Source organism: Paenibacillus sp. FSL H8-0261 (genome assembly GCF_045040645.1).
GTDB lineage: Bacteria > Bacillota > Bacilli > Paenibacillales > Paenibacillaceae > Paenibacillus_AQ.
On the sequence record NZ_CP150297.1, the window covers coordinates 4,659,587 to 4,671,937 of the forward strand.

Annotated in this window: 12 protein-coding genes; 5 read left to right on the top strand and 7 right to left on the bottom strand. The window is 40.4% G+C overall.

Translation table 11 applies throughout. The features are described 5' to 3' along the window. Window positions 1-148 precede the first annotated feature (148 nt). Window positions 149-811 carry an MgtC/SapB family protein gene (locus MHI27_RS20745; RefSeq protein ID WP_042189928.1) on the bottom strand — a complete coding sequence of 221 codons (663 nt, stop codon included), beginning with the start codon at window positions 809-811 and terminating at the stop codon, window positions 149-151. 208 nt (window positions 812-1,019) lie between these two features. On the opposite strand from MHI27_RS20745, the gene MHI27_RS20750 reads away from it, so the two are divergent. Next, window positions 1,020-1,985, top strand: coding sequence for an NAD(P)H-dependent flavin oxidoreductase (locus MHI27_RS20750; protein ID WP_405174625.1), 966 nt, complete (start codon window positions 1,020-1,022; stop codon window positions 1,983-1,985). A 116-nt stretch (window positions 1,986-2,101) separates the two neighbouring features. On the opposite strand, the gene MHI27_RS20755 is transcribed toward MHI27_RS20750, so the two are convergent. Next, a complete protein-coding gene (locus MHI27_RS20755; RefSeq protein WP_405174626.1) occupies window positions 2,102-2,317 on the bottom strand; it encodes a hypothetical protein in 216 nt (71 codons plus the stop codon). Window positions 2,318-2,666: 349 nt separating this feature from the next. Here MHI27_RS20755 and MHI27_RS20760 point away from each other — a divergent pair, with 349 nt between their 5' ends. Together MHI27_RS20760 and MHI27_RS20765 are read left to right on the top strand one after the other, a co-directional pair. Further along, the gene (locus tag MHI27_RS20760) at window positions 2,667-3,065 is read left to right on the top strand and encodes a DUF2871 domain-containing protein (RefSeq protein WP_042189934.1); all 399 of its coding nucleotides are present in this window, start codon (window positions 2,667-2,669) and stop codon (window positions 3,063-3,065) included. Window positions 3,066-3,254: 189 nt separating this feature from the next. Beyond that, window positions 3,255-3,683: a VOC family protein gene (locus MHI27_RS20765; RefSeq protein WP_042189935.1), complete on the top strand. Its 429-nt coding sequence runs from the start codon at window positions 3,255-3,257 to the stop codon at window positions 3,681-3,683. A gap of 87 nt (window positions 3,684-3,770) precedes the next feature. Here MHI27_RS20765 and MHI27_RS20770 read toward each other — a convergent pair whose 3' ends face one another. The 4 genes from MHI27_RS20770 to MHI27_RS20785 form a co-directional block, all read right to left on the bottom strand. Next, complete coding sequence (locus MHI27_RS20770; protein WP_405174627.1) at window positions 3,771-6,113, bottom strand: ABC transporter permease; 2,343 nt, start codon at window positions 6,111-6,113, stop codon at window positions 3,771-3,773. Between the two features lie 2 nt (window positions 6,114-6,115). Further along, window positions 6,116-6,889 (bottom strand): ABC transporter ATP-binding protein, encoded by a 774-nt coding sequence (locus MHI27_RS20775; protein WP_405174628.1) that lies wholly within the window; start codon window positions 6,887-6,889, stop codon window positions 6,116-6,118. A gap of 165 nt (window positions 6,890-7,054) precedes the next feature. After that, entirely contained in the window at window positions 7,055-8,323 is a 1,269-nt protein-coding gene (locus MHI27_RS20780) for an ATP-binding protein (protein WP_405174629.1), read from the bottom strand. Window positions 8,324-8,326: 3 nt separating this feature from the next. Continuing rightward, window positions 8,327-9,010 carry a response regulator transcription factor gene (locus MHI27_RS20785; RefSeq protein WP_076300532.1) on the bottom strand — a complete coding sequence of 228 codons (684 nt, stop codon included), beginning with the start codon at window positions 9,008-9,010 and terminating at the stop codon, window positions 8,327-8,329. Window positions 9,011-9,076: 66 nt separating this feature from the next. On the opposite strand from MHI27_RS20785, the gene MHI27_RS20790 reads away from it, so the two are divergent. Both MHI27_RS20790 and MHI27_RS20795 read left to right on the top strand, forming a co-directional pair. Continuing rightward, on the top strand, window positions 9,077-10,339 hold the full coding sequence (locus tag MHI27_RS20790; RefSeq protein WP_405174630.1) for a serine hydrolase domain-containing protein: 1,263 nt from the start codon (window positions 9,077-9,079) through the stop codon (window positions 10,337-10,339). Window positions 10,340-10,430: 91 nt separating this feature from the next. Then, window positions 10,431-11,764, top strand: a protein-coding gene (locus tag MHI27_RS20795) for an IS3 family transposase (RefSeq protein WP_405174631.1) whose coding sequence is annotated in 2 segments (ribosomal slippage) — window positions 10,431-10,818 and window positions 10,818-11,764 — 1,335 coding nt in all. Because the reading frame shifts where the segments join, the coding sequence is not laid out codon by codon here. 73 nt (window positions 11,765-11,837) lie between these two features. Here MHI27_RS20795 and MHI27_RS20800 read toward each other — a convergent pair. Next, entirely contained in the window at window positions 11,838-12,197 is a 360-nt protein-coding gene (locus tag MHI27_RS20800) for a hypothetical protein (RefSeq protein WP_339266051.1), read from the bottom strand. Window positions 12,198-12,351: the final 154 nt, after the last annotated feature.

The following is a 12,351-nucleotide window of genomic DNA, read 5'->3' on the forward strand; positions in this document are numbered from 1 at the left end:
TTTGGGGTTGATGCAGAAGTTTTGTGAATCTGAATATTGGAAAAAAGGTAGAATCGTGCGCGGATTGATAGTGAAATGGAGATTGCACCCGCATCAAAAGCAAGTTCTTCATATAGAAACCAACTTTTGATGCGTAGTGTTAAAAAAATTATTGAAATTCTACTGCCTTAACAGACGCGTCCTCTTGTATCAGTGACAACAATTTCACAGCATTAAACGATTCAGGAAATTTTACGATAATTTCTAAATTCAATTCGGAGGCAAGACTATTATTTTCAGCGTGAAAGCTTAAAATGGTAATATTTTTTTCTTCAAGGAGCTGTTGAATTCTACTCACGGCTCCTTCTGAATTAGTCAGACAGATCACAATCTGTTGCGTTTTCGGTGAGGCCAGCCAACTGTATCGGCCATGCAAAATCTTTTGTCCAAGTAAGATAATAATTGTTGCTCCTCCACCAAGAATATATAGGCCCGATCCAATCGCCAGCCCTAGTCCCGCCGTTGCCCAAATCCCCGCTGCAGTTGTCAGGCCCTTCACAGTGTGTCTATGCATGAAAATCATTCCTGCACCAAGAAATCCCACTCCACTTACTACCTGGGCAGCTATACGTGCGGGATCGAGCTTAACATAGGACCAATCAGCTTGATCCTGAAATCCATATTTTGAAATGATCATCATAAGTGCAGCACCTAAAGCAACAATAAAATGCGTTCTAACTCCCGCTTCTTTCATCCGACTTTTTCGTTCAAAGCCAACTAAAACACCACAAATTCCAGCTCCAACTACACGAAGCAAATATTCAAACTCCATACATAGTCCTTCTCTCCTTATAATATTGCTATTTATTGTATCATAAACGGATTTCTATATTTCTCCCTCCTATAATATGAACATGATATTTAACATAGTTTGAGCATGCGCACAGTCACATCTGCAAAGATTTAACTGTGATACCTTTATAACTGTTACTCCAGTAGACATTTTATAACGGTCTACAACTAGTGAAAGAGGTGCGTATATGAAACTGCCAACAATCCAATTTGGGCATATTAAATCCAAGGTTCCTGTAATTCAAGGGGGTATGGGCGTAGGCATATCCTTAAGTGGCTTAGCTGCTGCTGTAGCCAATGCAGGCGGGATCGGCACCATTTCCGGTACAGGAATCACCACTGATGAACTGAGAATGCATATTCGCAAAACAAGAGAGCTCTCAAAAGGGATTGGATATATCGGTGTGAATGTTCTATTCGCGATGAAGGATTTTGCTGATAAAATGAAGGTCGCTTTGGAAGAAAAAGTGGACTTTATTATTTCTGGAGCCGGGATTTCCAGAGATATTTATGCTTGGGGTAAAGAGTATGGTACTCCTGTGGTGTCTATTGTTTCCTCCGCCAAATTAGCCAGAATATCCGAAAGACTTGGTGCCTCTGCAGTCGTAGTGGAAGGATTTGAAGCCGGAGGCCATTTGGGCACAGAGAGATCCATGTTCGAAATTCTTCCTGAGGTTGTAGAAGCCGTTTCGATTCCGGTTATTGCTGCTGGTGGGATTCTGACGGGAAATGATATCGCAAAAGCCCTTCGGATTGGCGCTTCTGGTGTTCAGATGGGGACTCGTTTCGTGGCGAGCCATGAATGTGATGCTCCTTTGGCCTTTAAACAAAAATATGTAGATGCTCAGCAAGGTGATACTATTCTAATTAAGTCTACAGTTGGGCTAGATGGCAGAGCGATTCGTAATGAATTCACAGAACGTATTAGTGATGATGCCAAATTAAAAATAGCAAAATGCTCTAATTGTCTAAAGGTATGTTCGCATCGCTTCTGTACCATGGAATCCCTGCTAACTTCGCTTAGAGGAGATGTTAAGAACGGATTAGTGTTTGCCGGGTCCAGAGTTCATGAGATTAAAGAGATATTGTCCGTACAGCAGATTATTGACAATTTAATGTATGAGTATCAGGGTGCATTGAACCCAGCAACTTAAGATTGTAATACGATACTTATGCGATGATAAAGATAAAAAAAGAACCCTTTGTTGTATGCAACAAAGGGTTCTTTTTAAAAGGCGTTGTTTATAGTTGACTCTATATCAGCATAGCCTTACATCATTCCACGAGTATTAGAAATGCCCTCTTGTTGATGACAGCTCTTATACATTTGTTCTAGCTCGGAATCACCTAAGTTAGGATGTCTTTCTTTCATAAAGGGCAACATCTCTTTAAAAGTGCTTGGAGCAAACCCGGCAGCATACGCTGCTGTTCCAATTCCAAATGACAAAATAACAACACAGATTAATGCAAATACTCCTCTTTTCAAAAAAACCATCTCCTACTTTATAATACGGAAAAAATCAATACGAAAAAAATTTGCTGAAACCAACATGCACATCAGACCCATTCCCATAACTAGAATGGCTATGATCCAATCCGCTTTTTTCATATTTATCCTCCCGTGCCATCGAACACCCTGAATTCAATGAATAGTGGGGTTCAATAATATTAATGATTATAGATGAATATTGTGTGGAAACTATGTGGGACATGCTTAAGAGATTTATTTTTGTCAATTCCGTGAAATTAATCACTATATAATCATTTGTTCATACTGCGTTCTTATTTGAAAGATATGATTTCAATATAACAATAAACATAAAGGAGTCATGATCATGAAAAAATTGTATTACACGTCTTTTTTCTATGCCATTCTTGGTTTGATAGCAGGTGTTGCTTATCGTGAAATTACCAAAATGAATGATTTCGAAGGAAACACCATCTTAGTTGCACTTCATACTCATATCCTTGTACTGGGCTTCTTCTTCTTTATAATCGCATTGATCCTAGCCAAGTTATTTAATATCCATGAAGCTAAATCCTTTGGCGCATGGTACATTGTATATAACATTGGTCTCCTGATCACGATCGGTACTATGGCCACTCGCGGGATGCTGCAAATTAACGGGACTGATATCAGCTTCTTACCGCATATTGCGGGTCTCGGTCATGCCATAGTAGGTGCTGGTATCATTTGGCTACTAGTTCTGCTCGGTAAACGAATTAAATCATAGGAAAAGAGCCGCTGGATCATATTCCAGCGGCTCCTTTTTATAATCATGTAAAAGTTCATACCAAATGAGACTATAAGTATATTTGTTTATACACTGGTAAATGATACAATATGGAAGTCGCGAGGTATCTTAAATTTTAACTTTAAATTATGCTTTCGATGCCAATAAAACTTTTAAGGAGTGAAGTAAATGTCTATCGATGTTTATCTGAATTTCAACGGGAATTGCCGTCAAGCCGCAGAATTTTACGCGGAGGTATTTGGCGTTGAACGTCCACAAATCATGACCTTTGGCGAAACACCACCTGATCCCAATTTCACTCTTCCTGAAGAAGCCAAAGATTTAGTTATGCACACTCGCTTGAATATCGAAGGCAGTAATGTAATGTTCTCTGATGTTTTTCCGGGCATGCCTTTTGTAGAAGGAAATAACATTAGTCTTTCGGTAGTTAGTAAGGATTTGGATGGCATAAAGAAATATTTCCATAAGCTTAAAGAAGGCGGAAAAGTAGGTATGGAATTACAAGAAACCTTCTGGAGCTCGTGTTATGGTAGTCTAAAAGATAAATTCGGCATCGATTGGCAATTCAATTATGATGACGGACGAATGAATATGTAATAAAAATAACAACGAGTATGGAGTGGCTGTGGAACCTATTAATACAGGTGCAGCCTACCTCCAGCTCGTTGTTTCTTGTTCAAGCTCTTAGTCCATAATCAAATCATATACACTGACCTTCCGAATCCGTCTTGCAACTAACATGGATACCACATAAGCAACAACTAGAATGACAGCACACAGTAGAAGCACTTGAGGCAGACTAACCGCCAGCTGAACGTTATAAATGCCTAGACTTGAAAGCAATAATACAAACGCCGAATCCGAGAAAAAATAACCTGCTAAACTCCCCAATAATACTCCAACTACAATCACCGGAAAAAGACTGAACGTAATCTGTGTCATCAAATTAAAGGTCGTATATCCGATACCTTTAAGAATACCGAATTCCCGCTTACGTTTCATAATCAACGTCTTAATCACCAAATACAAAATTAGACTAACCACTATAATTGTGACCGCGGTAATGACTGCTGTCATAGAAGATACTGCTGAAGTGAATGTACTGAGCGTACTTTCTAACATGTCTAAAATGTTCGTTACGTTCCATTGTCCAGGGAGACGTTCTTCAAGCTTTTGAATGAAGACTTGAAGATCTTCCCCTTCCTTTAAGTACACATTAATGGACTGGACTGAGTAATTCGGCTGCAATTTTCTCATTCCATCTTCTGTTATGGTAGCAACCATACCTAACTGATTAATCTGCTGGCTAAGACCAGTCACCAAATAATTTTGGGTTACCCCATTAAACGTAACTGGAATCTCGTCCCCAATCGATTTATTTTTCATTTTTGCAATTACACCGGATATCGCAATTTCATTATCAAAAATGGGCTGCCTACCTTTATAGACCGTCTGCGTCTCCAGCTTGGCATAATCATCAGATACACGGATCATAAAACTGGAATCATCTATAGAAGCTACTCTACCTTCCAATATGGAGATCTTCTGAACCTCAGACATGGCCTCTACTTCTGCAAATATCTTTGGATCATGATCAGCTTTTTTTAGATCAAGTTGCAAATTGGTACGTTCTAGACCCACTAAATCTAAAACGGCTGAAGTATCCCCTTTAAAGTTAAAATTAAGGATGGAGCAAAATATACTCGAAAAGGTCAACCCTGCAACGATCAGCACGATCATAAAATTCTGCTTGGTCTGTCTAAATAAAGACTTCAGACTTAAGGCGAATTGCAAATTCAATGAAGTGCTCGCTAGTTGAAAATGATTTTTCTTAAAATTGTGGGTAAGAAGCCCGCTCTGAAGAGCTGCTATCGGAGTAATCCTTCGAATCTTTCTACTAGACAGGTAGGCAACTAAGAGAATCAGCACCGTAACGATAAGCAAACTCAACAAAGCACTTAATAATTCAAAAGTTGTCGGCCACAACAGTCCAACCGAAGACGAAATCATATTACCTACTAAGGGCATGACTAGAACAGAAATCAAACTTCCCGGTATGGAGGCCATTATAGACACTGAGACGAACTGTAAAAGAAATGAGGATATGATCTGCCTTGACGTATAACCGTTCGCTTTCAAAACACCGATGTTGGTTAGGTTATCCTCAATATTCCCGAAGATCTGAAACCTGATCACAATCAACGAGATTACAACCATAATCAATGCAAATACAATCAGAATAGCGGCTAAAATATTCACAAAAACACGGTTACCTTCGAGCCCCACATCAGTTCGCATGACTAAAAATGAACTTGTGTTTCCAGATCCAAAAATCTGTTCACTCAACTTTTGCTCCAGCTTGACTTCTTTCGCCCGTTCGTTTAATTGTACAGATAAAAAATTAAATAGAACTTCTTTCCCAAGCCGTTCCTCTAATTGCTTATAACCTTCATCGTTTAAAAATATTTTCAAAGCCCCATTCGTCAATGTCCCAAAAAGGGGTTCCTCCGTAAATCCACCGATGGTATAAGTAAATTTGTTGTTATCGTATTCAAACGAGATCGTATCCCCAAGGTTATACCCTGAGCCTCCGTGAAAGATATACGGCAAATAAATTGTATTTTGATCCGCAGGTTCCAACCGAGAAGTGGTATTAAATAGTCCCATAGAGCGCTGCGAATCCTTATTAAGAATCAAGAAAGCAATAGCTGTATTGTTTCCCCCGTAGTTTATCTTTACATCAGGTAGCAGAAGCGCCGCCTCATTCTCCCATGTTTCAGTATAAGGATAGCTATCCACCAGAGATTCATAATTCTTCACATTCTCATTTAAAGGAAAATAAGCGGTGATATCAGGTGTATTTAGCTTCGATATTTTTTCTTGCTGAAAAGAATTAAGCTTCAAGCTGACTGTGAGGCCAATGTTCAGCAGCAGCGCAGCAATCATAATCAATACGAAGAGTGTAATCGTTGCACTTTTTCTTTTACGAATATTGGACCAAGCAAGCTTTCCTATTAAGCTTCTCATCCCTACCACCCCAATTCGGTCAGAAAGGACTGTAATTGCTGCTGCCGTTCAGGTCCACTATCTTCGCTATAAGGGGAAAGGCGCAAATCTCCGATGACTACTCCATCCTGCAGATACAAGATCCGATTACCACGCAGCGCAGTTTTGAGATCATGGGTTACCATAATTATGCTTTGCCCCTGCTTATTTACCTCGGTTAGGACACGCAGTACCCCTATTCCTGCTGAGCTATTTAGCGCTCCAGTCGGCTCATCCGCAAAGACCGCTTTTGGACTGTTGATCAGGGCCCGGATAATTCCGGCACGCTGAGCTTCTCCTCCTGAGATTTGTGCTGGAAACTTACCCCAGATGGTGTCATCCAGGCCTACATCTAAGAGCAGCTTTTTGGCTTTTTCCACAGCCCCAGCTCTATCCTTTTGGACAAGAAAAGCACTTGATAATACATTGTCGAGCACACTCATTGAATCGAGCAGATGGATCTGCTGAAACACAAATCCACAATTCTTCCGCCGGAATATCGCCAGCTGATCATTACTCATCGCCGTAATATCTTGACCTTCAAACAAGACCTCTCCAAGCGTTGGTTTATCCATTCCCGAAATGGCATACAGCAGTGTTGATTTACCAGAACCAGAGCTGCCCATGATAATCGTGAAATCACCATGATATAAGGTCAGATCTAGATTTTTTAATACATGCTGCTGAGTTCCTCCATGGGAAAAGGTTTTTCCAAGCTTATAGGTCTGCATCAATACTTTATTATTCACTTCGTTCATGTTGAACACTCCATTTACGTTCATGCTCATTAATTACGCTAATAGTAACCCTAGCTCTACGCACAATATAATGGCTGCAATCACAGACTCATTCGTAATTGCAACCTAATCGTACGTTAAATGTTCTTAACATGTCTTTGTGCAATCCTTAGCGAATTCTTAATTCTATCCTGCTAAAGGAATCAGCAGCTTTACAGTAAATCCATCCTCCCGATTGGAGCATACAATGTCGCCCTGCATTTTTTGCATCATATAACGAGAAATGTACAGACCTAGACCTGCACCGTTCTGGCTCACGGCCAGACTGCCCCTAAAGAATTTATTGAATATTAAAGGCAATTCCTCCTCAGGGATACCCGGACCATAATCCAGAACATCAATCTCCAGATAATGATCCCTAATCTCGAATTGAATATCGATGGGTGTACCGGCGTAGGCATACTTATAGGAATTGTTCACCACATTATCGATGACCTGCTGCAGCCGTAAGGGATCCACCATAATGATGCAGTCTGGCACAGATGCTGCTGAAATCCGTTCGTAGAAGTTCACATTATTTATAATTTGGGTCAGGAGGTGACTATTCTCCTCCGTTAAGCTGACGTTTAGTTCATTCAGTTCCTCCAAGGTGGAATGGAACATGTCTGTGACCAGACGATCAATCTGATCCGCTTTGGAATACAAGGTGTTTAGCTGTCTGCTTGTCTTCTCATCTCTTGCGCTTAATAACATCAGTTCCGTAATCGCCTTCATCGAAGCGACGGGTGTCTTAATATCATGACTGAGACTAGCAACCAGCTCCTTCTTACTCTTATTCGCTAAATATTCACTGTGCCTAGCCGCCGCAAGCTCTTCCCGCATCATATCGAAGCTTTCGGTAAAAGCACCAAATAGATGATTACGATCCATTTCCAGAGGCACTTCAAGATCACCTCTTGCGATATGGTTCGCGAATAGCTGCATTTTGCGAAACGGACGAAGAATGGATCTATTCAGGAACCAAATATAGAGGATGCTTAGAATTGTAAGCAAAAGCAGCATCGCAACTGAAACTTGTATAAATTGTTGTTTCATATGTATAAAAATCGTACGGTAATCATTATTAATAATTACTTTACCCACCAGCTGATCCTGAACAACAACGTCGACTAAGGTATCCCGATTATTGATAGCTTCATTAACGCTAACGGAAATCGCATTTTCAGTCTGATATTTTAGTTCACCAGAAGTATCAATAATGGCGAAATCATAGGGACTTTCCTTGTACAGTTTCGGCTCAAGCTTATCCCAATGCTGCTCTGTAAGCTTAACAATGGTATTGATCGCCACTCGGTCTGTTGAGGTCTCCACCTTCAAATTAAATATCAGCAATAAGAGAGTTATACTTGCAGCGAGTATAGTGAGCATCAGAGCTATCAGCAGTTTTTTAGTCATAGCTTATTTATCCTCAAAAGCATAACCGATGCCCCATACGGTACGGATGTACTGTGGATCGTTAGGATTCTGCTCAATCTTCTCACGAAGATGACGGATATGTACATTTAAGGTGCCATCTCCCGCAAAAACATCCCCCCATACCCCTGTAAATAGCTCCTCTTTAGGGATTACCCGATTTTTATGCTGGATCAAAAACTTTAGCAATTTATATTCCATTGTTTTCAGCTTGAGGGGTACGCCGTTAAGACTTGCCCTTCTGAGTTCGGGATCAATCTGGATGGGTCCGGATTCAAGAAGGGAGGACTCGGCTACAACTTCGTTGTTGTACCGTTTAAGCACCGCCTTTACTTTTGCCAGCAGCACTCTTAGGGTATACGGCTTATGAATATAATCATCTCCCCCGATATCTAGCGCAATTAATACATCATCCTCACTGGAGCGGGCACTAATAAACAGGATGGGAATCCCGGTCGTCTGACGCAGTTCTTTGCATAACTGGAAGCCGGATTCACCACCTAAATTAATATCTAGGAGTAACATCGACACCTGATGCTCACTCAAAAAGCTCCGACAGGCATCGGCGCTCGTAACAAATGCGGTTTGAACATCAAACAAATTAAAATATTCGCAGGTGGTCTCCGCAAGCTCAATTTCATCATCAATAATCAAACAATCATATCTCATCGATTTCTCTCCACTTCAACTGAATTTATTATTATGTTAGAATATGCCTTTAAGGAGGGGTTACCTGTGGATACACAGTTCCAGCGTCTGGAGCACTATTTAGATAAATACGAACAAAGCTGGCCATTAAGTGGCACAGTCTTAATAGCTCAGCGTGGAGAAATCAAGTTACATAAAGCGTACGGATATGCGAATCTTGAACATCAGGTCCCCAACACTTTAGATACCAAATTCCGGATCTGGTCACTTACCAAATCATTCACTGGCATGGCTATCCTGATGCTGAAAGAACAAAAACGTCTAAGACTGGAAGATCCAATCCTAAAATATCTCCCTCAGCAGCATGAACTAGAGGGGATTACCATCCTTCACCTGCTGGGACATACCTCTGGTATAGCCAACTACACTTCCATACCCGAATATAATCAAAAATTTAATAAGCTAAAGCTGACTCCACGGGAGATGTTACAGCTATTTGTGAGTCAGCCCCCTGCATTTATGCCTGGCACTTCATTTGCCTATAACAACTCAGGTTATTATTTGCTGGGGATGATTATTGAGAAGATTACAGGGATGACATTTGAAGATTATATCACTACTTTTATATTACAGCCTCTGGGCATGGTAAATACAGGAGTTTATAACAATCAGCAGATTATTCAAAAATTAGCCTCACCTTATCATTCTTCTTGGGGAGAGTATACTCAAGGGGAATACATAGATATGAGTTCTATCTTATCCGCTGGCGGGATGTATTCGACGGCTGCCGATCTTTTCCTGTGGGATCAAGCCTTGTACTCCGATCAATTAGTGTCTCATAACACCCTAGAGATGGCTTTTCATTCCAGTAATCTCAAATATCGATTTGGTTGGTTCTTGGACGAACGTTTTGATCGAAAAAGAATGTATCACGGCGGTGCCTATCGCGGCTTCCGAAGTGAACTGCATAGATACCCCGAAGATCAAACAAGCGTCATCATGTTGACTAATTATGATTGCGTACCCGTCACTAAGTTAACAGAATCGCTAGCTGGATTAGTCTTCGGCGAACCTGTAAGGGTGCCGATCTCTCCGCAAGCCTACCCGCTTGATGATAGCATTTATGCTTCTTATATGGGAACCTATGAGGGATATGGCTGCAAAGCGAGCGTGGAGCGTAGTGGGCAAGATTACTATTTTGTCTGGAATGATGTAGAAGTCACTCCCTTTTATCCAATCTCGGAAACAAGATTCCATCATACGAAGCATGATTCAGAATATGAATTTAAGCGGAATGCTCAGGGTGTGCTTTCATTTCTGGGGATGCATAAAAAACAAGACAAGTCTTAAATAAACTGTATCCTATCGAGTAGACACTTTTAAAAAGTCTCTCGGTAGGGTATTTTTGTTTATAACGAAGAAGATAGGGAAGAGGAATGGTATGAGCAAGAAAATATTTACAGATAAAGAGATCAAGCAGTTATCTAACAATCCGTATGTGAGGTCCGTATCTTCAAAGGCAATTACATATACGGATGCGTTTAAGCAATTGTTTATCTCAGAGAATAATAAGGGGAAGCCGCCGAGAGAAATATTTGAAGTATGTGGTTTTGACGTAACTGTCATTGGGCTCCAAAGAGTCGAATCCTCAGCAAAGAGATGGCGTGCGAGTTACCAAGAGAACGGAATCTTAGGTTTGCAGGATACAAGAAGCCACGCCTCAGGAAGACCCCTTAAACGGGAGCTAACGCTCGAAGAGAAGTATGCCAAGCTAGAAGCTCAGAATGCTTTGCTGCGAGCGGAGAATGAACTGTTAAAAAAGATTCGTTTCATGGAAAGGAGGCAGAACAAAGGATAGTACTTTCATCTAGCCAGAAATTTGTCCTTATTCATAACATCATCGAGAAATATCAACTCTCCCGTTTGGTCAACTATTTATGTAAAGTATCCGGGGTTTCCAGGAGTGGATATTACAGGTATTGGTCTTCCGAAGCAAAGCAAAAGAGAATCCAGAAGAAACAGCAAGATGAGCAACTAAGAGAAGTCATTCTAAAAGCTTTTCATTTCAAAAGACGAAAGAAAGGTGCCCGATCCATCAAGATGACATTGGAGGGCCAGTTTAAGGTGATCTACAATTTGAAAAGGATTAGGAGGATTATGAAGAAATACAGCATTGTATGCCCCTTTAGGCGGGCCAATCCCTATAAACGGATGATGAAGGCTACTCAGGAGCATAGGGTCGTTCCTAACCTGCTGAACCGGGAGTTTAAGCAGAACATTCCAGGTAAGGTGTTACTGACGGATATCACTTATTTATTTTACGGATCGGGTAAAAAAGCCTATTTATCCACAATCAAAGATAGTTCAACCAATGAGATCTTGGCGTATCACGTGTCAGATCGAATCACAATGGATCTTGCGACAGATACTCTCCTAAAGCTTAAGAAAAACCAAAGGTTTAAAAGAGCTGATGGTGCCTTCATTCACTCTGATCAGGGATCTCATTATACACATCCTTATTTTCAAAAAATGGTTAAGAAAATGAAATTGAAACAATCCATGTCTAGGCGGGGAAACTGCTGGGATAACGCCCCACAAGAATCTTTTTTTGGTCATTTTAAAGATCAAGCTTCCATTAAGCCTTGTTTGACTTTGATTGAGTTAAAACAGGAGATTAAGGATTACATGACCTACTATAACCACTACAGGTATCAATGGGATTTAAAAAAGATGACCCCTGTTCAATACAGAGATCATCTTCTTCAATCTGCCTAGACTTTTTTTAAATGTCCTTTACATAGGGTACAGTTTAAAATAGACCTGTCTTGTTTTTTTGTTTGTGTTTACGCTAGGCCTTAGCTATAATGATGAACTCAGCCAGAAGCACAAGTAAGGCAGTAGCTACGCCAAGCGAATTAATTACCGTTAAAGCATCTGGGTAGCTTTCTTTCTTAAATTGCGAGAATAAAGATACCATCCATAATACACTGAAGAATAATGCGACCAATCCGGAAATAGCCTCACTATCCACTTTTCTGCTCCGCATAAAAAATCCTACAAGGCCAACAACGGTAAAAATCATGTATATAACAAGCTCTATGGATGTGATGACAATCGCCTCGCCTGCAGAGAACAAATGCATTAACATGTATTGAATCCCTAAACAAATAAACACAAGCTGGTTAAAAGAAACTTTGTTCACTCTCATAGCTTATCTCCTTTTAATTTAAGTAAACTGCAATAAAAAGATAACGCTTTCATTATATCTATAATTAAAATAATCCTCTGTGACTTTCAGTACTCTTCCGATATCAGCCCAATCAAAACAAGCCCTGAACAAAAAAATCTCCTGGCAATATGGT

Excerpts from the sequence above, each read along its gene's own strand:
- MHI27_RS20745 (WP_042189928.1), bottom strand. The coding sequence starts at position 811 with ATGGAGTTTGAATATTTGCTTCGTGTAGTTGGAGCTGGAATTTGTGGT.
- MHI27_RS20750 (WP_405174625.1), top strand. The coding sequence starts at position 1,020 with ATGAAACTGCCAACAATCCAATTTGGGCATATTAAATCCAAGGTTCCT.
- MHI27_RS20760 (WP_042189934.1), top strand. The coding sequence starts at position 2,667 with ATGAAAAAATTGTATTACACGTCTTTTTTCTATGCCATTCTTGGTTTG.
- MHI27_RS20765 (WP_042189935.1), top strand. The coding sequence starts at position 3,255 with ATGTCTATCGATGTTTATCTGAATTTCAACGGGAATTGCCGTCAAGCC.
- MHI27_RS20770 (WP_405174627.1), bottom strand. The coding sequence starts at position 6,113 with ATGAGAAGCTTAATAGGAAAGCTTGCTTGGTCCAATATTCGTAAAAGA.
- MHI27_RS20775 (WP_405174628.1), bottom strand. The coding sequence starts at position 6,889 with ATGAACGAAGTGAATAATAAAGTATTGATGCAGACCTATAAGCTTGGA.
- MHI27_RS20780 (WP_405174629.1), bottom strand. The coding sequence starts at position 8,323 with ATGACTAAAAAACTGCTGATAGCTCTGATGCTCACTATACTCGCTGCA.
- MHI27_RS20785 (WP_076300532.1), bottom strand. The coding sequence starts at position 9,010 with ATGAGATATGATTGTTTGATTATTGATGATGAAATTGAGCTTGCGGAG.
- MHI27_RS20800 (WP_339266051.1), bottom strand. The coding sequence starts at position 12,197 with ATGAGAGTGAACAAAGTTTCTTTTAACCAGCTTGTGTTTATTTGTTTA.